At 47.6% G+C, this 20,571-nt stretch carries 23 protein-coding genes and 1 tRNA gene; 5 read left to right on the top strand and 19 right to left on the bottom strand.

Going from position 1 to position 20,571, the window contains the following annotated elements:
* Positions 1-240 precede the first annotated feature (240 nt).
* The 5 genes from GSO_RS01455 to GSO_RS01435 all read right to left on the bottom strand — a co-directional run bounded on the left by GSO_RS01455 (position 241) and on the right by GSO_RS01435 (position 3,441).
* Positions 241-564: a membrane protein gene (locus GSO_RS01455; RefSeq protein ID WP_010488162.1), complete on the bottom strand. Its 324-nt coding sequence runs from the start codon at positions 562-564 to the stop codon at positions 241-243.
* Positions 565-601: 37 nt separating this feature from the next.
* Positions 602-1,330 carry an RsmE family RNA methyltransferase gene (locus GSO_RS01450; protein WP_010488161.1) on the bottom strand — a complete coding sequence of 243 codons (729 nt, stop codon included), beginning with the start codon at positions 1,328-1,330 and terminating at the stop codon, positions 602-604.
* Complete coding sequence (prmA, locus tag GSO_RS01445; protein WP_010488160.1) at positions 1,330-2,283, bottom strand: 50S ribosomal protein L11 methyltransferase; 954 nt, start codon at positions 2,281-2,283, stop codon at positions 1,330-1,332. Before prmA ends, GSO_RS01450 begins: the two co-directional genes overlap by 1 nt.
* A gap of 61 nt (positions 2,284-2,344) precedes the next feature.
* A complete protein-coding gene (locus GSO_RS01440) occupies positions 2,345-2,839 on the bottom strand; it encodes a DUF3013 family protein (protein ID WP_010488159.1) in 495 nt (164 codons plus the stop codon).
* On the bottom strand, positions 2,836-3,441 hold the full coding sequence (locus GSO_RS01435) for a DNA-3-methyladenine glycosylase (protein ID WP_010488158.1): 606 nt from the start codon (positions 3,439-3,441) through the stop codon (positions 2,836-2,838). Before GSO_RS01435 ends, GSO_RS01440 begins: the two co-directional genes overlap by 4 nt.
* A gap of 104 nt (positions 3,442-3,545) precedes the next feature.
* On the opposite strand from GSO_RS01435, the gene GSO_RS01430 reads away from it, so the two are divergent.
* Positions 3,546-3,794 carry a hypothetical protein gene (locus GSO_RS01430; protein ID WP_010488157.1) on the top strand — a complete coding sequence of 83 codons (249 nt, stop codon included), beginning with the start codon at positions 3,546-3,548 and terminating at the stop codon, positions 3,792-3,794.
* 164 nt (positions 3,795-3,958) lie between these two features.
* On the opposite strand, the gene GSO_RS01425 is transcribed toward GSO_RS01430, so the two are convergent.
* The 4 genes from GSO_RS01425 to GSO_RS01410 form a co-directional block, all read right to left on the bottom strand.
* Positions 3,959-4,345, bottom strand: coding sequence for a DUF1093 domain-containing protein (locus tag GSO_RS01425; RefSeq protein ID WP_010488156.1), 387 nt, complete (start codon positions 4,343-4,345; stop codon positions 3,959-3,961).
* A gap of 405 nt (positions 4,346-4,750) precedes the next feature.
* Complete coding sequence (locus tag GSO_RS01420; protein WP_029345494.1) at positions 4,751-4,954, bottom strand: hypothetical protein; 204 nt, start codon at positions 4,952-4,954, stop codon at positions 4,751-4,753.
* Positions 4,954-5,340 carry a hypothetical protein gene (locus tag GSO_RS01415; RefSeq protein WP_010488153.1) on the bottom strand — a complete coding sequence of 129 codons (387 nt, stop codon included), beginning with the start codon at positions 5,338-5,340 and terminating at the stop codon, positions 4,954-4,956. Before GSO_RS01415 ends, GSO_RS01420 begins: the two co-directional genes overlap by 1 nt.
* Before the next feature lie 260 nt (positions 5,341-5,600).
* Positions 5,601-5,689, bottom strand: a tRNA-Ser gene (locus GSO_RS01410).
* Between the two features lie 551 nt (positions 5,690-6,240).
* On the opposite strand from GSO_RS01410, the gene GSO_RS01405 reads away from it, so the two are divergent.
* Complete coding sequence (locus GSO_RS01405; RefSeq protein WP_044112435.1) at positions 6,241-6,840, top strand: Ltp family lipoprotein; 600 nt, start codon at positions 6,241-6,243, stop codon at positions 6,838-6,840.
* A gap of 225 nt (positions 6,841-7,065) precedes the next feature.
* On the opposite strand, the gene GSO_RS01400 is transcribed toward GSO_RS01405, so the two are convergent.
* The 5 genes from GSO_RS01400 to recJ all read right to left on the bottom strand — a co-directional run bounded on the left by GSO_RS01400 (position 7,066) and on the right by recJ (position 11,704).
* The gene (locus tag GSO_RS01400) at positions 7,066-7,860 is read right to left on the bottom strand and encodes an N-formylglutamate amidohydrolase (protein WP_010488151.1); all 795 of its coding nucleotides are present in this window, start codon (positions 7,858-7,860) and stop codon (positions 7,066-7,068) included.
* A gap of 100 nt (positions 7,861-7,960) precedes the next feature.
* Positions 7,961-8,278: a DUF960 domain-containing protein gene (locus GSO_RS01395; RefSeq protein WP_010488150.1), complete on the bottom strand. Its 318-nt coding sequence runs from the start codon at positions 8,276-8,278 to the stop codon at positions 7,961-7,963.
* Between the two features lie 16 nt (positions 8,279-8,294).
* Entirely contained in the window at positions 8,295-8,795 is a 501-nt protein-coding gene (gene ybaK / locus GSO_RS01390; RefSeq protein WP_010488149.1) for a Cys-tRNA(Pro) deacylase, read from the bottom strand.
* A gap of 87 nt (positions 8,796-8,882) precedes the next feature.
* Complete coding sequence (locus GSO_RS01385; RefSeq protein ID WP_010488148.1) at positions 8,883-9,410, bottom strand: adenine phosphoribosyltransferase; 528 nt, start codon at positions 9,408-9,410, stop codon at positions 8,883-8,885.
* Positions 9,407-11,704: a single-stranded-DNA-specific exonuclease RecJ gene (gene recJ, locus GSO_RS01380; RefSeq protein WP_010488143.1), complete on the bottom strand. Its 2,298-nt coding sequence runs from the start codon at positions 11,702-11,704 to the stop codon at positions 9,407-9,409. The genes GSO_RS01385 and recJ overlap by 4 nt, the downstream gene beginning before the upstream one ends.
* Before the next feature lie 293 nt (positions 11,705-11,997).
* Between recJ and GSO_RS01375 the strand changes: the two genes are divergently transcribed.
* From GSO_RS01375 to GSO_RS01365, 3 genes are all read left to right on the top strand, one after another.
* Positions 11,998-12,369 carry a hypothetical protein gene (locus GSO_RS01375; RefSeq protein WP_010488135.1) on the top strand — a complete coding sequence of 124 codons (372 nt, stop codon included), beginning with the start codon at positions 11,998-12,000 and terminating at the stop codon, positions 12,367-12,369.
* Positions 12,370-12,582: 213 nt separating this feature from the next.
* Positions 12,583-13,059 carry an ASCH domain-containing protein gene (locus GSO_RS01370; RefSeq protein WP_010488133.1) on the top strand — a complete coding sequence of 159 codons (477 nt, stop codon included), beginning with the start codon at positions 12,583-12,585 and terminating at the stop codon, positions 13,057-13,059.
* Between the two features lie 5 nt (positions 13,060-13,064).
* Positions 13,065-13,295, top strand: coding sequence for a hypothetical protein (locus tag GSO_RS01365; protein ID WP_010488131.1), 231 nt, complete (start codon positions 13,065-13,067; stop codon positions 13,293-13,295).
* Between the two features lie 155 nt (positions 13,296-13,450).
* Here GSO_RS01365 and lepA read toward each other — a convergent pair whose 3' ends face one another.
* The 5 genes from lepA to hrcA all read right to left on the bottom strand — a co-directional run bounded on the left by lepA (position 13,451) and on the right by hrcA (position 20,569).
* Complete coding sequence (gene lepA, locus GSO_RS01360; RefSeq protein ID WP_010488127.1) at positions 13,451-15,289, bottom strand: translation elongation factor 4; 1,839 nt, start codon at positions 15,287-15,289, stop codon at positions 13,451-13,453.
* 402 nt (positions 15,290-15,691) lie between these two features.
* Positions 15,692-16,864: a molecular chaperone DnaJ gene (gene dnaJ / locus GSO_RS01350; protein ID WP_010488125.1), complete on the bottom strand. Its 1,173-nt coding sequence runs from the start codon at positions 16,862-16,864 to the stop codon at positions 15,692-15,694.
* Between the two features lie 113 nt (positions 16,865-16,977).
* Positions 16,978-18,849 carry a molecular chaperone DnaK gene (dnaK, locus tag GSO_RS01345; RefSeq protein WP_010488123.1) on the bottom strand — a complete coding sequence of 624 codons (1,872 nt, stop codon included), beginning with the start codon at positions 18,847-18,849 and terminating at the stop codon, positions 16,978-16,980.
* 30 nt (positions 18,850-18,879) lie between these two features.
* Positions 18,880-19,473, bottom strand: coding sequence for a nucleotide exchange factor GrpE (grpE, locus tag GSO_RS01340; RefSeq protein WP_010488121.1), 594 nt, complete (start codon positions 19,471-19,473; stop codon positions 18,880-18,882).
* A 67-nt stretch (positions 19,474-19,540) separates the two neighbouring features.
* A complete protein-coding gene (gene hrcA, locus GSO_RS01335) occupies positions 19,541-20,569 on the bottom strand; it encodes a heat-inducible transcriptional repressor HrcA (protein ID WP_010488119.1) in 1,029 nt (342 codons plus the stop codon).
* Between the last annotated feature and the right edge of the window lie 2 nt (positions 20,570-20,571).

Here is a 20,571-nt window from a genome sequence, read left to right as displayed (position 1 = left end):
TTACATACAGACTTCTGCGCCGGGGAGCGCGTTAATATGCACGCTGACATTATGAGAAGGGCGATAAACGGTCTGTTCCGACTTGGCCGGGACAACACGCTTATCGCCGCTTCGTTACGCTTGATTAATCGCGTCAGTTCGCGCATGATCGCTGCACGTTGTTGATGAAACATTTGGCGCACAGCTGGTTTCATCTGTTCTTAGACTACCCTTAAATTATAACGATTCTTGGGCAAAATGCTAGTCCTTTGCCATTGCCAGACAGCTCAAAACGATGTAGATCGGCGGGAAAAAATACCCATACCATTTGTACCGCCATAAAACCATCAACGTAAACAAGACAGGTAAAACCAGAAGCCACCACCAACCTAAATGATGGCGACGAATCATTTTGCCAATCCACCAGGCGCTCAGCATGTTGATCAAGATGAACAGCACACCGACGCGAATGGCAGTGCTGAGATGCAGTAATGGGAAGACCCAAGGGAGGAGCAAGGTCACGAAGACACTCCAACAAATAATAGTATTGCGCGGAACTTTAACCCAATTCATGACACGACTCATCGGCGGTAGTCTCCTTTATTAATCATTCAATTTTTAATTAAGTAAGCTCGGTGAGAACCGAAACGGCACTCAGTAAGTACAGCGGCGCCGTTTCTGCCCGTAGAATTCGCGGACCGAGACCGGCCGGAGTGAAGCCGCGTGCTTTTAGCCCAGATAATTCAGTCGGTGAAATACCGCCTTCCGGACCAAAAACAACGCATAGTGACGCTGGCTTCTCTGCCAACGCTGCGACCAATGCGGCATGTTCACCTTGCTTGGCACTTTCTTCATAAGCAACCAGCTTGACTGCCGCGCTACGGCCTACATCATCCAGCTTAGCATACATCGCCACTTCAGGAACCAGATTGCGATGACTTTGCTCCGCGGCATTTTGCGCGATGGTCGCCAGCCGACTCATTTTCTTGGCAACCCGTTCAGCCGGCCAGCGGGCAGTGCCCCACTGAGCATTAAAAAAGCCGATCTTGGCAGCGCCTAATTCGGTTGCCTTTTGGACAATCCACTCGGCTTTATCGCCTTTGCTGACACCGCAGACAATTTCAACGGCAATTGGCAGTTCGACGGGTAGCGTGACATCCTCGCCAATCAAAACCGTCAGCGGATTTGTGGTCTGAATCGTAGCCTGATAAACATGGTGTTCGGGATCGGCTAGCTCAATCACATCGCCCACCTCATGCCGCAACACCTTAATGGCGTGCTTTGCAATCGCTGGTTCCAGTGTTAACGTCTGCTTTTTATGCAACTTATGTGTGGTGAAGAACCGCTGCATCAGTCGTCCTCGTCTGGAATCACCGCATCGAGCGCCACCCAGCCGCCTGCTTCACGCCGTTGGGCAATCGTAAACCCATTGGCCTGCAAAGTCTGCGTGATTAAGGCTGCTTTGTCAACGATAATGCCGGAAAGCAAGAAATGTCCCTTAGACTTTAAACGCTCCCGAACCTGCGGAATTAAAGGCACTAAAACCTCAGCTAAAATGTTGGCAACAATCAAATCAGCAGACATCGTGATTCCTTGCAGCAAATCATTCGCTTTTACCGTGATGTGGCTGACAGGATTGAGTTCTATGTTAGACTGGGCATTTTTGACGGCAACATCATCGACATCGGTTGCTAAAATACGGCTGGCCCCCAAACGTTCGGCCGCAATCGCCAATATCCCGGAGCCGGTTCCGACATCAATCATCGTCTCGCCGCCGCGCACCACTGACTCCAGTAACTCTAACATCAGCTGAGTGGTCGGGTGCGTGCCGGTGCCAAACGCCATGCCTGGATCCAGCGTCAGCACGATTTCGCCATTTTGTTCAGGCGTGTACTGTTCCCACTTTGGCACAATGGTTAAAAACCGCGTAACCCGAAGCGGATGATAATACTGTTTCCAGACATTCGCCCAGTCAGCCTGCCGCACATCGGTTAACGTGACCGTCGCCGCTCCGGGATCTAATCCGAATTGCTTCAGTGCTTTGACTTGAGACGCAATGTGATCACGCTGTTCAATGAGTGAAGTGGCTGGATCAAAATAACCAATTACCTGGGCGCCTGAAGCTAAATGTGGAATAGTCGTTGGGTCAAACCAGGTTCCGTGGGCATCAATCGTCGCTTTTTTGAAGTCAGCAGCGTCCTTAATTTGAATCCCCTCAGCCCCGGCCTCCATCAAAATATTGCTAACCGCCTCTATCGCTTCAGTCGAGGTTGTTACCGTTAACGCTGTCCAATCGTTGTTCATCGATGTCTCCTTTTAGTGCCGCCTATCATCCAATTGCGGTTAACACTCGCTCATCAACTTATTAATACTTCGGATACGGCAAAAAGATCCGATTGTTGGCGTCAGGCTGTTGCGCCAGAATCTCTTCAAACGCCGCATCGTCGAAATTCAATGAAAAAAGATCATTGTCAGATGTGCCATCGACAAAATCCATCAGATCGCTTTCACCATCGTCTAGCAAATACTGCAGATAAATGAACAAGGCATCCACGGTTGCGACATCAATGCCTTTCTTGCCATTAAACCCGAAAATGGCGAGATAGTCATCGGCATAATCTTCACCATGCAGCCGGGTCTCGTCATAAAAAAGAATTGCATCTTGATAAGTGACCGGTCCGTCATCAATGGTCGCGCCGTTTTGGTCTTCAACCTTGATGCCTGCCTCACCCTGTGCCGTCATCGTGATTTCCAGTTCAATGACGTGGGCATCCTTATCCCAGTTCAAACTAAGATCGCCGTCAAAATCGAGCTGATCCATTTTCTCGCCGATTGCATCTAACATATTCAGTTGGCTCATGTTTGCCATCCTTTCATTTTCCGATCCTGGTCTCGCCGCGGCAAGCCCGACACAAACGGATTGCCGGACACGTAAAATCGCAGGGGTGCACTTGTCCAGGGTTCCTTATTGGGGATGCCGATTCGCGGACCGATCACGATATTCCGTGGGCGATACGCTGTTGGCGTTAGTTTTAATTGACCGTCATTTAGCATAGTCCCATCGAGCTGGCGATCAATCGCTAACGCCTGGCATAACTTTCCCGGCCCGTTTGTAAGCCCGACACCGGTTTGATGACGCCGGTGCGCCATGTCCGCCAGTCCAGCTACCGGTTCAAGCGCGCGAATCAAAATGCACTCAGGGATATCAGCCGCCTGGGTCACAATATTCAGCAAACAGTATTGCCGCATTTGATACACGTAAACTGTGCCCGCTTCCAAGAACAGACTGTGATTGCGCTTAGTATGTCGATTGCCAAACGCATGTGCTGCTTGATCGCGAACACCGAGGTAAGCTTCGGTTTCGACGATTAAGCCGCTGCAGTTGGCTAAACTTAACTTCATCCCCAATAATTGTTGCGCGGATTGAAGGGTTGGTTGTGTTGCTAACCAAGGAATTATCATGCTTAATATATTAGCCTAGCTTCAGCCGAATGCAAAGGGCTAAGTGGCTTTGCCTTCAAAACATCGCCAGGTATAATAGTAACCAACTGGAAAGGAAGCTGAACATGGCAGAAAACTTAGCATTGCGCGCGCTTATCAGTCAACAAGCCGATACACTGGTCTCCGAACTCTACACAGACGACAAGGTCAACGCCCGCCTCCAAAAATGGTTAGCCAAAGTACCGGATCCGGGTGTGGCCGACACCTATAGTTATTTGCTATCAGAGTCGCGGGATTTTTCCGAAGAACTACTTTATCGAATTTTAAGCAAATTGGTCGAAGACGGCGCGCTTACATTGCCTGACCAAAAATAATGGCTAGCAAAAAGAGGCAAACTAGCAGCCTCAATGGGCTGTTGTTTGCCTCTTTTTTGCGTGTGACCCGGTACGGCTAGAAAGCAGGGCGTAATCGGACTCAGCAAAGTTCCCTGCCCCATTTCCATACATGCTAGCATCATGCTCTCGATGTCACTGAGAAACTACTTAAGCTTATCCTTAATCGCCGCAGGAACCGAATCAGCCGAAACGGTTTGTGGGCCAGCAATGACCCGTTTTTGCGAAATCTTGGCTTTAACATACGTACCTGGTGTTAATGGCTTGGGATCAGCCGATTCTGGAGATGAGAACCCGAGTTTTCGTTCTTGACCGTCTTTTGTGATCCAAACGAAATCGTATTCATACGTGTAGTATTGTTTGCCATTCACTTTGTAAGGCGAGCCATCATCATTCTTGGAAGCTTCCTTTTTGCCTTCAGTGACCACGGCATAGGCTTCAACCCCATTATAAGTACTGTTCCAATACTGATAGCCAAAAAAGCCCAAAACAAGAACCGCAAGTAACGCAACCACACCTATAACTCTTTTCATGGATAATCGCTCCTTTTTGTTACCAACATTATGTCAATCCGAATAAAAAGTTGCAACTATCTTTACCGCCTTTAGAGTTTTCTTAAATCGTGACAAAAATGTCATAATCGTAAGGTAGATAAGGCATTCAAGCATTTCTACGTTAGCTGTGGTGGTTCAGAAATCGTCATTTTAAGGGACAGATAAGAAACTAATCGAACATTTTTGTAAGAATAAAGTGGCAAAAACTATTCTTAATTTAGCTTTAATATTTTTACAAGCATAGCTCGACATAAGGGAATCCCAAAAAATCTGAGGATTGCTTGCCCGGCAGCAGCATGAACAAATGCGCGGCAACAAAATCAGCCTCGGAGACAAAGATCGTCCCGAGGCTGATATACCTTCTTGTCCAACTACTAAATGGCTTTAACGCGCATCTTTAGGTGAATGCTTCACTGGCAGATGATTGTTACTGTTTTTATGCGGATTGCGTTTTAGTCGACTAAATACTGACTGAACCGCCTTGAAACGTTGCGGATCACGGCGGGCATTTTTGACAAACTGGCTAAAATCATGATCGCCAATGCCGACTTCCGGTTCGTCATCTTTTTTATGCTTTAACCAAGGCATCATGACACCTCCGACTCCTCGCGCATTCGATGTGAGCGATTGGCACCTCTCAAAATGAGCAGCATGGCAACGACCAACCCAATCAATGCAAAGACACTATAATTAGGAATCAAAATAAAGGCAATAAAGGCGCATAACCCAATGATGTTACCCACTGTAAGCAATCGTGAATGCTGACTCACAAAATACGACAGTAAATGAAAAATGATGCCGGGCACAGTCAACCACCACAGATGGTCCGCCCATGTCATCAGCGTTGCGCCAACGCTTGTAAAAGAAAATCCGTTGGGCAGAGTTGTCACGATCGCAACAATCAGCATCACAAGGGCAAACGCCCCATAAATCAAATCATAAAGTGCCGGTACTTTTTTAATGGAAATTTTCAAGTGTCGATCATCCCTTGTTTTAGCAGTAACTGTATTATACAAGTTTGCAGAAACCATTGCACGATGATGGATCCTGTTTATACAAAGGTTATTAATCTTCTGCTGTTGAATTGTGGTATAGCGAGTAAAAATGAAACGGACTGGATGGAAACCGACCGCGTGATGTGCAGGTTCGCATAGTCGATTTTGGAACCAGACTAATGGCGTAAAAAAAGCGTGATAACAGGCGTTTAATCCCGGTATCACGCTCTTTCAATCTCAGGAGAGTACAGGATTTGAACCTGCGCGCCCGCTATAAACGGGTTCGACGGATTTCGAGTCCGTTGCATTACCACTCTGCCAACTCTCCAAAACACAAGAACTAGTATAACAAAGTGCCTGCATTTTGGGAAGCGAATCTCTTGAAATTTGTTTGACTAACTTAAAAGAGACTGAATCTTGGTGCGGATCATTTAGATGGGTGGTGACACTGTGTCACCTTCTAATTATGTGACGTTTGCAGCTGTTTTGCCTGATTCGATTATGCATGCCTTTGCAAAATTACTAAATGCAAGTCTAAATATCATCTATAAATAAATAATGTTATTAAATTATTTAAACTTGTACACAATCCTTTTGTACCATCTACAAGTTTTATTTTGTTGACATAAATTGTTAAGCTGTATAATATGCTTCTAAAGGTGCAAACAGGCGCCTTCGACTTTCAGCTCTTCGGGAAGTTAATGCCCATTTTATCGTTGTTGTGAAGGTTCACAAGTGAAATGACAAGTAGGAATCCCGATCTGTCGGGGCAGATCGGATTATTTTTAAACAATTAAATAGACAATTTGGAGGAAAAATTAAGTGAAGAAAAAGCCAATTTATAAGCGAATTTGGTTCTGGTTACTCGTTGTCGTTGTTATGATTATTGCTGGCGGAATGGCTGGGGGTAAAGGTAACAACAGCTCAAAACAAACATCCAGCTCTAGTCAGACTGAAAGTAAAACTGCTGATGCGTCAAAATCGACGCCATCCAAAGCTGAATCCAAAGAACCTGATGTGCCGGCCGATTATCGCTCGGCATTAGCCAAGGCAACATCTTATGCAACGATGATGAATATGTCGAAACAAGGCGTTTATGACCAACTCACCTCTGAGCATGGTGAAAAGTTCTCAGCTCAAGCAGCACAGTATGCGATTGATCATGTCAAGGCGGACTGGAATAAGAATGCTGTTAAGAAAGCTAAAAATTATGCTGACACAATGCACATGTCAAAGGCTGGCATACTGGATCAACTGACTTCTGAACACGGCGAAAAGTTTACCGCTGAAGAAGGCAATTATGCCATTCAAAATGTCAAAGCGGACTGGAACAAAAACGCTTTGGAGAAAGCTAAGTCATACCAAAAGGACATGGCTATGTCGCCTGATGCAATTCGTGACCAGTTAACTTCAGAGCATGGTGAAAAGTTCACCGCTGAAGAAGCAAATTATGCAGTTCAACATCTTAGTGATAAGTAGCCGCAACTCTTTTTAAACTTGAGTTACAATGAAACAATCTTCGCTCAATGATCGAACCTAAATCAAGCAAGCACTTGGTTTGGGGGACAGAAAAAGTTCGCCTGTTTGCATCAACTATCAAAAGACACCCGTGAGAAAATAACTCACCGGTGTCTTTTTGCCTTTTTAGAATTTTATTCTGATTCGGATTTTGAAAACGCAATCATTGAGATCAAGATGCCCGCTTTAATCCAGACGATTCAAAAAATCGGTCAAAAAAGCTAAACGCCTTTGCGCCTGCCTAAAAATATCCGGCTGATATTGCGTGAGCACCTCTTCACCAAAAGTCCTGTGCGCAATGTACTGGTCATAGCGCAGTTCAATTTGAATCGCCGTTATTCCCTGTTGATGGCCATAATAACGTGTGATGTCGCCACCGCGAAACGGAAAATTATTTTCGACAGTCCAATCCTGGTCGATCAGCCGGTTTGTCAGCACTTGCCGAAATGCTTTGCTGGAGGTCTTGTCATGATCGTTGCCTAAGACAATGGCTTTCGAATTAACGCCCGGATAATACGGGTATTGGGCAAAGCTGTGCAGGTCAATTAAATAAGCATGACCAAATTTTGCTTTCTTTTGATCTAGCAACCTGCTTAGCTGATGACGATAAGGCCAGTAAAACATGCGGACGCGTTGCTGCATCTGCGCAGTTGTTAACGGTGTTGCGTATAGCGGATGGTCAAATGTGTTGCGCTGATAAATGGTGGCTGAGCGATAATCATGGTACGGATCGTAAGTCACAGCGCGGTTAGGATCGGCAACATAGCGATTGACGTGATTGATCAACGTCGTAAACCCAGCGGCTGGTAAAAAGCGATAGAGTTCCGGCAAAAACCAATCCGTGTTGGCTAACACAGCTGTCGGCAGCAACGCCTGCTTCATGGACTCAGGAAGCCAAGTGCCGCTGTGCGGTAAACTAATAACGACCGGTGAATCATGATCCTGATTCAACACCGTGTACGTCGCGTTTTGGTCATTCAAATATGAAGCCCCCTTATTGCAAACGATGCACCGTAAAAAATCAGCACCGAACGATTTTCGCCCGATGCTGATTAGCCTTTTTACTTGATTAAGTGCGACATTACGATTCGCGGTGGCCTTCTTCAGGTAAAAGAATAGTTTGACTTTCACCATCATCGTAAGCCATCACAGTGTCCGGAAAGCTGGGATCGTATGGGAATGGCAGATCCACGGCCATTTCCGTATCGGCCCCTTCTTCACTAAAATGAACCGTCAGCTTGCCTTGATTGTTTTGCAGGTCAAAGCGCAATAAGTTGTTCAGTGGCACAACGCCTTGTAAGTTGCGGTCGATAATCATCCAAATACTATCGATAATTTCGCCCGGCAAGTTTGAAATGACGCCAAATGTCGCGAATCGACTATGATTTGCTTCAAACATGACTTGGCTCCTTTCCTCAGTCCTGTGTGGCAATATCCGCAAACTGTGCGTCAACAAAGTTTGCCAACACTTTGGGATCAATGCCAACAGAACGGCCGACTTTTCCAGCTGATACAATCATGCGTGGTTGATTTTCGGCCTCTTGACTGATAAAGATCGGGTATTTGTGGCGCTCATGAATCCCAATCGGTGTATTGGCGCCGTGCTCATAGCCAGTCGTTTTCACGAGATCTTTCAATGGCACCATGCCTACTTTACGATTACCGGAGACCTTGCTTAGCTTTTTGTAGTCGACATGCCGATCTAAGGGAACAACGCCAACCACTGGCCCGGTTTTGTTGCCGGTCAATACCAGCGTTTTATAAATTTGATGTTCCGGAACATCGAGATGATCGACTTCCAGTTGGGCAACGTCGCCCACTTCTTCGGTCGGAAATTCATAAGGCACGTAGGTAATGCCCGCTTTGTCTAACATTTTTTCGACCAAGGTTTTTTCTGTCTTATGATGTTTAGCCATTGCGACCCCTCCTCACGAAATTTCCATCTGACCTACTTGAAAACCTTCACTTAAAATACTAGGGCAATTGCAGCGAAAATACCACCATCAAGCGCCGGTGTATGCCATTAACGTGAACATATCGTAGTCTTTGATCTTATCGCGGCCGTGCAAGTCGCTTAATTCAATCAAAAAGGCTGTACCAACCACCACGCCGCCTAGTTGCTCAACTAGGCGAATCGTTGCGGCAATGGTACCCCCGGTTGCCAATAAATCATCGCAAACCAGAACACGTTGACCCGGTTTGATGGCATCCTTGTGTAAATACAGGGTCGCTTCACCGTATTCCAGATCATAACTGGCCTTAACCGTTGGCCGTGGCAGCTTTCCCTTTTTCCGTGCCGGTGCGAAACCAATACCTAACTTGTAAGCGACCGGGCAACCAACAATAAAGCCGCGTGCTTCCGGACCGACAATCATCTCAACGCCTTTGTCCTGGGCGTAGGCGGCAATTTCGTCAGTCGCGGCGGCATAAGCCTTACCGTCTGCCATCAGCGGCGAAATATCGCGAAAAATAATCCCCGGTTCCGGAAAGTCCTTCACACTTGCGATGTAATCTTTAAAATTGATGGTCATGATCCTACCTCACTGTCTGTATGCTGCTCCGTCAGCAACATCGCTTCTAACTGGGCTCGCGGCATGGTTTGCAGCTGCTGCGCGAGCGTTAGAAATTCCTCGCGGGCTGCATAAGCCTTGGCCGTCTGCAGTGGCTTCTTGGCCGGTGCTGTGACTGGAGAAATAAAAGCACCATCTATTGTAACAAAGTCAAGTTCAAAAAACACCTGAATCGCCAAGATCACCTGATGGACCGTCAAGTGCACGGCTTTAGCGATTGCCGGAATGTGGTGTTTGTCAAAACCGGGGTGGGCCTTGAGAAAATGCAAAACAGCGCCGAACTCAACGCGCGTCGGAATAGCCACTAAATGACTGGGCGCGCCGTAAAACATAATGGCGACTGGTGGTTGGATTTGCTGCATAAGCGCGCGCAGCTGTGCACGATTCTGAGGCAAATCAACCAAAACGGCATTGGCTAACGGCGATGTGACTTGCTCAGCCGTCAGTGTTGGACCGCCAAAGGAAAATTGCCGCTCGAATTGCTGCTTAACCTTCGCGTCAAAAAAGACATAGGTACGACTGCTTTTGAATTGGCTGCCATCAATGGAAGGCATTCGCCAATCAATGACTTGCGGTTGCTTGACTTCATAATCTTTTAGCATCAGCTGCAGGCTCGTATTGCCTTGCCAGGTGTTCTGATCCAACCTGACAGCAAGCTTGACGGCTTGGGCATCAACCAGCGTTGCAGCGGCCTCACCAAAGCCAAAACCGATGACATTAATACCATTATCCACCTGAAACCGGAGATGAGTATTTTCTTTGCCGATTTGCTTCACATTTTGAATCACTTGTGGCCGAAGTGAAAAAGTCGGTTCGGGATTACCCTGACCAAAAGGCGCAAGTTGGCGAATCAATTCGTAATGATCTAACGTCAGATCATCATTTTCCAACCGCGCAGCAATCGGCAGCGTCGGCTTTGGCACGGTTTTGAGCATCGTTGCCGCAGCCTTCTCCATCTGGGCATGAATTGCCGGTAGCGCCTCGGTCTTGGCCGTTAATCCAACTGCCATATGATGTCCGCCAAACGCCACCATCTTGTCTCTAACCGGTTCTAAGGCATTAAAAAGATGATAGGCTTCGATGGAACGACCCGAGCCTTTAGCAGTCACACCGTCATCAGCGATATTCATAATCAGTGTTGGCTTGCCGGTCGCCTCAACCACTTTGCTGGCTACGATCCCGACAACGCCTTCGTGCCAGCCTTTTTTCGCCAGTAGCAAAGTCTTGGCAGCCTGGTTTTCCGGGGTCTGGGCCATTGCCAGTGCTTCTGTGGCAATCTTGCTGACCAGTCCTTGGCGTTCCTGATTTAATTTACCAACCTGTTGGGCCAGATCAGCAGCGACATCTTCTTCAAAAGTCGTCAGCAAGGTGACGCCGGGATTCGCATCGCCCATGCGTCCTAGTGCATTTAGTCGCGGACCGATGACAAAGCCGACTGTTGTTTCGTTCACAGACTCCGGGGCAACGCCCGCCTCTTTCAAGATCGCGGCAATCCCAACACGCGGCTGGGTCTGAATCATTTTCAAACCCAGCTGTGCGATCACACGATTCTCATCGGTCAGACTAACCAAATCCGCAATGGTTCCTAAGGCAGCTAAGTCAACGCTTTCAAGCGGTGGTTCGCCAAGCAGCGCGGTGGCCACCTTGAATGCCACACCGGCACCGGAAAGATCGCCGAACGGATAATGACCACCAGGATGCCGAGGATGCACGACCGCTACCGCATGCGGCAGGTTTGCGGGTAGTTCATGGTGATCCGTGACCACAACGTCCATCCCGGCTTCCTGAGCTGCGTCAATCACAGAAGCGCCAGCCACGCCGTTATCGACCGTAATCACCAGTTGCGTACCGGTTTTCTGCAAATACGCGTAGACTTCTGCGTTCGGGCCATAACCGTCAGCAAACCGATCCGGAATAAACACATCAGGTTCCGCGCCAAGGCTCTGCAATGTTTCAAGCATAATGGCGCTGCTTGTCAGGCCATCAACGTCATAGTCACCGTAAATCGTGATTTTTTCATTATGTTCGATTGCTTTTAGGATTCGCGCAACTGCCTTATCCATGTCATGCAACGCAAACGGATCGTGCAGCCGACTGATATTCGGGTGCACGAACGCCTCGTAGTCAGATTTATCCTTAATACCGCGCTGCCACAACAAAGTCGCCAAAAAGGCTGGCACGCCTAATGTCTGGCTCAATTGTTGAACGGCTGCTGGATCGGGTTGTGCGGCGAGTTGCCACTGATACTGCGTCATATTGTTTCGTTCCTTTCTAACCGATCCAGTATACCAGACAACCCGCCACGAATTAACCGGTTGCCACAAGTTTTCCATTACAGCAACGGCCTTTTTAACTTCCTCTATCGCTTCTTTACCAAACCCATCCGTTCGGGCAAGAAAAAGCGTGATATAATTGAGTTGTTAGAAAGCCCTACTCCAGTCAGCGACTTTAACCGGACAATCCGTAATTGACGGGTTGTCTTTATTAGACAAAGCGTAACGGATTAAAGCCTTTCGCAGACCGTTACGATTTTTAAGGAGGAAGCACCATGGCAAAATCTCAAGACCAATTCAATGAAAAGGCCGGCAAGAAGATTACAGTTTCTGACGAAGCAGTCGATAAGGCAGCTAAGCAAATTGAGAAAGTCGGTTATGTAACGGAAAAGGATGTTCCGGAAATGGTCGACCGCGATTACACCCGGGCGTTGTCAAAGAAGGTTTCCGCAAAACTTCATAACGACAACGACGATGATTATTTTTACGAAGAGCCTTTTGATTATGAAAATGGGCGAATCGCCAACATCATCTGGGATATGGATAAAATCAAGACACGTGAAGAAGCCATGAAAACCTTGGCAAATGAACTTGGTTTAACTGTACCGAAGATCGTCATGCGCAAAGTTGACGAACAGGTCTTCTAAAACTGAATGTTGACAAAATCGATGCCCGGTTAAGGCATCGATTTTTCTTACTGCTCTTCTTACTGCTCTTCTTACTGCTCAATGAAGGTTCTGTATCGAGAAGGACACAGTGGCAGACACTGACTAATGCTTATGTGTGGCGGTCTAATAAGCCAATCATGCACCATGTGGGGAATTGTGTGATAATAATGATAAAGAAAGGACGTGAAAGTCATGGCTGATCAGCAAGTATTGGACGACTTTTTTGCTAAAGCTAAAGCTGCGTTGGATCTGCCAGCCGCAACCTACGAAGATGCCTATCAATTGGGCGGACCTGAATTGGCTGACGAGTTAGCTGCGCTGGTTAAAACCGGCCAAAAAACCGCAACCACCAGCGGCTTTGAACTCTATACCATTGAGCAAGACCCGCTGCCGATTGCTGGCGTTTACAACATCATCTTGGATCGTCAGGATCGCCCCGTCGCCTTGACTTTCACGGATAATGTGTTTGTGACGCCGTTTACCAAGGTCGATGCCACGATCGCCAAACGCGAAGGTGAAGGCTCTCAATCGTTGGCAAGCTGGCGTGCAGCTCACGAAGCGTTTTTCCGCCGCGAATATCAGGCAAACGGTATCCAGTTTGATCCCGCCTCATCTATGGTTGTGGTCGAAGAGTTTCACACGGTTTATCCGATTGTTCAAACGAGGTGACGAACATGAGTCTCAAGAATCGCACGGCATTAGCGGAAAAGAAAGTCACAGGAAAACTCGAGGACATCCCTCACCCTACTTTGGACGCCACCATCTATATCCTTGTTTTCGGCATTACGGCGCTCGGTGGACTGGTTTCCTATGGCGCGTACCAGTTCTTTAAGCCCGAACGCAAGCTGGCGCATAAGGCAAAACATATTGTGAATGATCATCAGCGTAAGAATGAGGGCTATTAGACTGCACGAAAGTAGATTAAAACAACCAGACGCCACGGATCATCAGCGCCTGGTTGTTTCGTTACTGTGAGTTATTGTCAGCTATCAAAAATGCAGAGCTGCCGTTTAGAGGAACAGTCTCAGTAAACGTTACAGATTTAAATGACTACAAACCGCTATTTTCCGCGACTTTCTTCGTCATTCATCTTGAGAATGCTCATAAACGCTTCCTGAGGTACCTCCACAGAACCAACTGCTTTCATCCTTTTCTTACCGGCCCTTTGTTTCTCCAACAGTTTGCGTTTCCGGGTAATGTCACCGCCGTAGCATTTAGCCAAAACGTTTTTACGATAAGCTTTGACGGTGCTGCGGGCGATAATCTTATTGCCGATGGCTGCCTGAATCGGAATTTCAAACTGTTGCCGCGGAATGGTTGTTTTCAACCGGGCAACAATGGCCTTGCCGCGGTCATAAGCAAAGTCTTTGTGAACGATGGTGCTCAGAGCGTCAACCGGATCGCCATTGAGCAAGATGTCCATTTTGACCAGATCACTTTGCCGATACCCAATAATTTCGTAGTCCAGACTCGCGTAGCCTTTGGTGCTGCTCTTAAGGTCGTCAAAGAAGTCATAGATGATTTCGGATAACGGCAGTTCGTAGATCACATTAACCCGATACTTATCCAGATAATCCATCGTAACAAATTCGCCGCGCTTACGCTGGGATAGTTCCATGACCGGCCCGACATAATCGTTTGGCACCATAATCGAAGCCTTCACGTAGGGTTCGCGAATTTCTTTGATTTCACTGGCATCCGGCATGTCAGCTGGGTTATCGATGGTCTTTTCGGTTCCGTCTGTCAGGACTACCTGATAGTCCACACTTGGCGCTGTCATGATTAAATCAAGGCCATAGTCGCGTTCCAGGCGCTCCTGGACGACATCCATGTGTAACAGCCCTAGGAACCCACACCGGAAGCCAAAACCAAGCGCCTGGGACGTTTCCGGCTCGAACTCAAGCGCTGCATCGTTGAGCTGTAATTTTTCCAATGCTTCGCGCAAATCATTAAACTTCGCATTATCGACTGGGAAAAGTCCGGAGTAAACCATTGGCGTGATTTTCCGGTAGCCTTTTAATGGTTCTTTTGCCGGCCGATCCGCTAGTGTGACAGTATCACCGACACGAGTATCCTGAATCGTCTTAATTGATGCAGTAATGTATCCGACATCGCCAACCATCAAAAAGTCGCGTTTAACGGCTTTAGGCGACATAACCCCGACTTCTGTTACCTGAAACTGCTTGCCGTTGCTCATCAGCTGAATGGTGTCACCGACCTTGACCTGACCTTCCTTAACGCGGACATCAAGCACAACGCCACGATAATCATCGTAAACTGAATCAAAAATTAAAGCTTGCAAGGGTGCGTTTATATCTCCAGACGGTGCAGGAATGTCTTTTACAATCCTTTCAAGAATCTCCGGAACACCGAGCCCGGTTTTACCACTGGCCAAAATCGCATCGGAAGCATCAAGGCCGATCATTTCCTCGATTTCTTCTTTGACCACATCCGGCTGGGCGCTGGGCAGGTCGACTTTATTGATGACAGGAATAATTTCCAGATCATCGTCAATCGCCAAATAAACATTGGCGAGCGTTTGGGCTTCGACCCCTTGAGTGGCATCGACAACTAACAGTGCCCCTTCACACGCCGCCAGACTGCGACTGACTTCATAGCTAAAATCAACGTGTCCCGGCGTATCAATCAAGTGGAAAATGTAAGTTTCGCCATTTTTGGCTTTATAGTGCAATTCGACCGCGTTGAGTTTAATCGTAATCCCGCGTTCCCGCTCAAGTGCCATATCATCAAGCACTTGCGCCTGCATGTCGCGCTTGGCAATGGTGTCGGTTAATTCTAAAATGCGATCGGCAAGCGTCGATTTGCCATGGTCAATATGGGCAATAATCGAAAAATTGCGGATATGCTTTTGTCGTTCCAGCATTTCTTCATGATTCATCTTTAATAGTGCCTACTTTCTAAGCGAACGTTTGATTCTTATTATAGCAGAGCGTGAGCTGGCGCGGTTAGCAGTCGGAGTATAAGTGGCCTTGGGCGTGATGGCCCGATTTTGGCCATTGCGACCAAGGTCCTTATACGCAGACTTCTGCGCCAGCGAACGCGTTTCAAGCAGAGCGTGAGCTGGCGCGGTTAGAAACCGGAGTGTAAGTGGCCTTGGGCGTGATGGGCCGGTTTTGGCCATTACGATCAAGGTCCTTACACGTAGATTTCTGCGACTGTGAGTGCGTTTCCGCAACCAGACAAGTTAGATTGAAGTTACCGGACAAGGATATCAAAAAATCGGTTCCAGCGACAAGTTGCCTCCAGAACCGATTTTTTTGTGTCAATCAATTTTAGCGCTTTATTTCCCGCCTTTAAACGCTTCTTTAACACGGTCAAACAACGTGCCATTATGCGGCGTGACATCTTCACCGCTAGCGGCAGCAAATTGCATCAATGCTGCTCTTTGTTTCTCATTCAGATGCTTTGGCGTTTGAATTTCGACGGTAACAATTTCATCGCCGGTTCCGTTGCCGCGCAGTCTTGGCGCACCCTTACCGCGTAGTCTGAACTTAGTCTGGCTTTGGGTACCTGCCGGGATCTTCAACTCAACCGGTCCATGAACCGTATCGACTTTGATTTCGTCGCCCAATGCAGCCTGCGCAAAGCTTAATGGAATGGTCAGATAGATTTCTGCGCCGTCCCGTTGATACTTTTTGCTTGGTGCAACTCGGAAAACAATGTACAGATCACCGTAAGGCCCGCCGTTGGTCCCCGCTTCACCAGCTTGTTGCAGCCGCATTTGCTGACCGTCTTCAACGCCGGCTGGAACCTTGACATCAATAGTGTGACGTTCTTGTTCATGACCGCTGCCATGGCAAGTCGGGCACTTTTCTTTGATTTCTTTACCGGTACCGCCGCAGACGTCGCAAGCCTGGCGTGTCATCATCGTGCCAAAGGCCGTATTTCGTTGTACCTGGATGTAACCGGTACCATGGCACTTATGGCACGTTACCGGGCTGGTACCCGGTTTAGCGCCACTACCATGACAGGTATGACAAACAGCTTCGCGATCGTAGGAGATCTTGGTATCTTTACCAAAAATCGCCTCTTCAAACGTCAAGTCCATCCGGTATTGTAAATCGGCGCCTTGACGCGGTGCTGACGGATTCGCTTGGGCACCACCGCCAGCTCCGCCAAAGAATTGGCTGAAGATGTCGTCAAAGCCACCGCCAAAACCACCTTGGCCACCGAAATCGCCAAAGCCGCCTGCCTGACCTGCGCCTGCGCCGGCGTTGCCGAATCCCTGCGGACCATCAGCAGAACCATACTGATCATAGGCCGCACGTTTCTGGGGATCAGACAGGACCTGATAGGCTTCATTTATCTCTTTAAACTTTTGCTCTGCACCTGGTGCGTGATTGAGATCGGGATGATATTTTTTCGATAGCTTGCGAAAAGCCTTACGAATGGTGTCATCATCGGCATCCCGGCTCACACCGAGCGTCTCATAATAATCTTTCTGATCCGCCATGAGTTCCTCCTCGATTCAGATCGTGACTGAAAATGCCAATTCAGCATAGCATAATTCAAACAAAAAGCCAAAACCGCGCCGCGGCTTCGGCTTTTTGCTGATGATCTGCGACCTTACTTCTTATCGTCGTCAGAAACATCCTTGTAATCGCCATTAATGGTATCATCGTCAGACTTCTTGTCATCGGTACCGCCTTGCGTTGCACCGGTTGCAGCACCACTAGCAGCGCCGCCTTGTGCCTGCTGATTCTTTTGGGCGTTTTCGTAAAGCTTAACGGTCATATCCTGAACTAGCTTGTTCAAGTCGTCCCGCTTCTGCTTCATGTCATCAAGGTTGTTTTCTTGTTGCGCTTTCTTCAAAGCTTCTTGAGCATCCTTGACTTTCTTGATATCTTCTTCAGGAACCTTGCCGTCAACGTCCTTGAGTGTCTTATCAGTCTGGAAGAGTAACTGATCGACATCGTTCTTCAAGTCGACTTCTTCCTTACGCTTTTCGTCGGCTTCGGCGTTTTCTTCGGCTTCCTTCTTCATGCGTTCGATTTCTTCATCGGACAAACCACTGGAACTCTTAATGGTGATGTTCTGTGACTTGCCGGTGCCAAGGTCTTTGGCAGAAACCTGAACGATCCCGTTCTTATCGATATCAAACTTGACTTCGATTTGCGGAACCCCACGTGGTGCCGGCGGAATATCCGTCAATTCGAAGCGACCAAGCGTTTTGTCATCCGCTGCCATTGGCCGTTCACCTTGCAGAACGTGAATGTCAACGGCCGGCTGGTTATCAGCTGCAGTTGAGAAGACCTGGCTCTTGGAAGTCGGAATGGTCGTGTTACGATCGATTAATTTGGTGAAGACGCCACCCATGGTTTCAATACCCAAGGACAGCGGCGTAACATCCAACAGAACAACATCCTTAACATCACCGGAAATGACACCACCTTGGATAGCAGCACCCAAAGCAACAGCTTCATCAGGGTTGATGCTGTGATCTGGGTCTTTGCCGGTCCATTCTTTAACGGCTTCCTGAACCGCCGGAATTCGTGTAGAACCACCGTTCAAGATAACCTTGTCGATGTCAGCGTTAGTCAACTTAGCATCCTTCAACGCATTTTCAACCGGTTGCTTGGTCTTGGCAACCAAGTCAGCGGTCATTTCGTCAAACTGAGCACGCGTCAAAGTGCGTTCCAAGTGCAACGGGCCATTAGGGCCAGCAGAGATAAATGGTAGACTGATCTGGGTCTGGGTAACCCCAGATAGATCTTTCTTGGCCTTTTCAGCAGCATCCTTTAAACGTTGCATGGCCATCTTGTCCTTAGACAGGTCGATGTTGTTGTCCTTCTTGAATTCGGAAACCAACCAGTTGATGATCTTGTTATCAAAATCATCCCCGCCCAAATGGGTATCGCCATTGGTTGACAGAACTTCAAAGACGCCATCACCTAATTGCAGAATGGAAACATCAAACGTCCCACCGCCAAGGTCATAAACCAGAATCTTTTCATCTTTATCGCCTTTGTCCAAACCATAGGCCAATGCGGAGGCCGTTGGTTCGTTGATGATCCGCTGTACATTTAAGCCGGCAATCTTTCCGGCATCCTTGGTAGCCTGACGCTGGCTATCGTTAAAGTAAGCTGGCACGGTAATAACCGCATCTTTAACCGGTTCGCCCAGATAGTCTTCAGAAAACTTCTTGATGTATTGCAGAATCATCGCAGAAATTTCCTGAGGTGTATATCCCTTGTCGCCAACCTTAACCTTATAGTTGGCTTCGCCCATGTGGCGTTTGATCGAAACAATCGTATCTGGATTGGTAATCGCCTGACGCTTAGCAACTTCGCCGACTTGAATTTCACCATCTTTAAACGCAACAACAGACGGTGTGGTCCGATTGCCTTCAGGATTTGTAATGATCTTTGGCTGATTGCCTTCCAAAACCGCAACAGCTGAGTTGGTGGTTCCTAAGTCAATACCAATAACTTTACTCATATTGTTATACCCTCTTTATTTTCAGTTTAATTATTTAGCAACAACGACCATAGCAGGGCGTAAAACCCGATCTTTGAGATAATACCCTTTTTGCAGGACCTGCGCGACAGTATCAGCTGCGTGTTTGTCATCAGCCGCGACTGTTTGTACGGCCTGTTGGGTATTCGGATCGAATTTTTCACCGGTACCATCAATAGCAGTGATGCCGTTTTCCTTCAAAGCACGCTCCAAATGGTCGTAAACCATTTGGACACCCTTTTTTAGTGACGCAGCACTATCATCTTTGGCCTCGGTTGCAAGCGCACGTTCAAGATTATCGACCACTGGCAAAATCGCCTTTGCCAACTTCTGGCCGTCGTACTTCAGCAGCTTCTGTTGCTCTTTTTCGAACCGATGATTCATATTTTGAATCTCCGCGGCTGCCCGCAGATATTTATCTTCGAATTCATCACGTTCTTTCTTCAACTGCTCGCCATCATGTTGGCTGTTTTTTAGTTGATCATTGAGATCAGCGATGCTTTCTTTCAGAATATCTTCTTTAAGCGAAGACCCTGACGCTTCAGCAGGTTGTTTTGCCTGTTTGGCGGTATCTGCTGCGGTTTGCTTTGCTTTTCTTTCTGCCATGGTATCCTCCCTTTAAACCACATTTGCCAGCATTCATGGATCCACACTAACAAATATTTTTTAATTTTTATTGATCAAAGTTGGCATAATAATCTGTCAACCGTTTTGCCAGCTCTTCACGGAAAACATCCAGCAGTCCGATCATTTTCGAATAAGGCATCTGCGTCGGTCCTAGCAAGGCGATCATTCCAGTGCCGTGGTCACCAACATCGTAGCTAGCGGTGATTAAACTGAGGTTGGCCAAATCAATTGGCTTAAGCTCTGGCCCCAAACGTACTTGAACCGGCGTTTGACGAATCGGTCCGCCAAGCAGTTCCGTCAGATCACCGTGATCAGCGTCAATCAATGACATAATCTTTTTCAGTTCATGGATATCGGAATCGCCTAGGTAATCCATCAAATTCAACCGCCCGCCAACGTAAAAGCGCTCGGACGCAGCTGATTTCAAAACGTTACCGAAGATATCCAAGAAGCCTTCAGGACTGGTTAGATACTGCATTAACATTGAAGGCACATCGGTTTTCAGCCGCTGTGCAACTTGAATTAATGGCAGTCCAACGAGTTGATCATTGACAATTCGAATCGCCTTTTCAAGCTCATCGGATGAGATGTTTTGCGATACGGTAAAGACCTGGTTTTCAATGTTACTGTTATTCGTGACCAAAATCGCCATGACTTGGTGATTGCCTAATGGAACAAGGCGAAAACCTGTCAGCTTGATATTGGTTACTTCAGGTCCCAAGCTAATGGCCGTGTAACTCGTCAGATTGGACAAAATTTGCGCACTTTGCGCGACAATCTCATCCATCTTATTGTATCGCTGGCTAAATGCCTGCTTGATAGTCGCCAGTTCTTGATGCGAAACACGCACCGGTTCAACAAGGTGATCGAGATAATAACGATAGCCTTGGGTTGACGGTACGCGCCCGGAACTGCTGTGGGTCTTGGTGATCAAACCGGCATCTTCTAGCGACGCCATATCATTACGGATTGTGGCGGAACTGACATGAATGGGCAGCTCGCGCATCAATCGCTTTGAACCAACCGGCTCTCCGCTTTCAGTAAACAGGCGGATGATTTCTTTTAAGACGAGCACTT

The sequence above is a fragment of the Lacticaseibacillus zeae DSM 20178 = KCTC 3804 genome (assembly GCF_000260435.1).
Lineage (GTDB): Bacteria > Bacillota > Bacilli > Lactobacillales > Lactobacillaceae > Lacticaseibacillus > Lacticaseibacillus zeae.
This window is presented reverse-complemented; position numbering and strand designations above follow the sequence as displayed.

Bases quoted from the DNA above. Each gene is read 5' to 3' on its own strand.
- prmA (WP_010488160.1), bottom strand. From the start codon at position 2,283: ATGAACAACGATTGGACAGCGTTAACGGTAACAACCTCGACTGAAGCG.
- GSO_RS01455 (WP_010488162.1), bottom strand. From the start codon at position 564: ATGAGTCGTGTCATGAATTGGGTTAAAGTTCCGCGCAATACTATTATT.
- GSO_RS01430 (WP_010488157.1), top strand. From the start codon at position 3,546: ATGGCAGAAAACTTAGCATTGCGCGCGCTTATCAGTCAACAAGCCGAT.
- GSO_RS01365 (WP_010488131.1), top strand. From the start codon at position 13,065: ATGAGTCTCAAGAATCGCACGGCATTAGCGGAAAAGAAAGTCACAGGA.
- GSO_RS01420 (WP_029345494.1), bottom strand. From the start codon at position 4,954: ATGCCTTGGTTAAAGCATAAAAAAGATGACGAACCGGAAGTCGGCATT.
- GSO_RS01440 (WP_010488159.1), bottom strand. From the start codon at position 2,839: ATGAGCCAACTGAATATGTTAGATGCAATCGGCGAGAAAATGGATCAG.
- GSO_RS01450 (WP_010488161.1), bottom strand. From the start codon at position 1,330: ATGCAGCGGTTCTTCACCACACATAAGTTGCATAAAAAGCAGACGTTA.
- GSO_RS01435 (WP_010488158.1), bottom strand. From the start codon at position 3,441: ATGATAATTCCTTGGTTAGCAACACAACCAACCCTTCAATCCGCGCAA.
- grpE (WP_010488121.1), bottom strand. From the start codon at position 19,473: ATGGCAGAAAGAAAAGCAAAGCAAACCGCAGCAGATACCGCCAAACAG.
- dnaK (WP_010488123.1), bottom strand. From the start codon at position 18,849: ATGAGTAAAGTTATTGGTATTGACTTAGGAACCACCAACTCAGCTGTT.
- recJ (WP_010488143.1), bottom strand. From the start codon at position 11,704: ATGACGCAGTATCAGTGGCAACTCGCCGCACAACCCGATCCAGCAGCC.
- ybaK (WP_010488149.1), bottom strand. From the start codon at position 8,795: ATGGCTAAACATCATAAGACAGAAAAAACCTTGGTCGAAAAAATGTTA.
- dnaJ (WP_010488125.1), bottom strand. From the start codon at position 16,864: ATGGCGGATCAGAAAGATTATTATGAGACGCTCGGTGTGAGCCGGGAT.
- GSO_RS01375 (WP_010488135.1), top strand. From the start codon at position 11,998: ATGGCAAAATCTCAAGACCAATTCAATGAAAAGGCCGGCAAGAAGATT.
- GSO_RS01385 (WP_010488148.1), bottom strand. From the start codon at position 9,410: ATGACCATCAATTTTAAAGATTACATCGCAAGTGTGAAGGACTTTCCG.
- GSO_RS01405 (WP_044112435.1), top strand. From the start codon at position 6,241: ATGATTATTGCTGGCGGAATGGCTGGGGGTAAAGGTAACAACAGCTCA.
- GSO_RS01395 (WP_010488150.1), bottom strand. From the start codon at position 8,278: ATGTTTGAAGCAAATCATAGTCGATTCGCGACATTTGGCGTCATTTCA.
- GSO_RS01370 (WP_010488133.1), top strand. From the start codon at position 12,583: ATGGCTGATCAGCAAGTATTGGACGACTTTTTTGCTAAAGCTAAAGCT.
- lepA (WP_010488127.1), bottom strand. From the start codon at position 15,289: ATGAATCATGAAGAAATGCTGGAACGACAAAAGCATATCCGCAATTTT.
- GSO_RS01425 (WP_010488156.1), bottom strand. From the start codon at position 4,345: ATGAAAAGAGTTATAGGTGTGGTTGCGTTACTTGCGGTTCTTGTTTTG.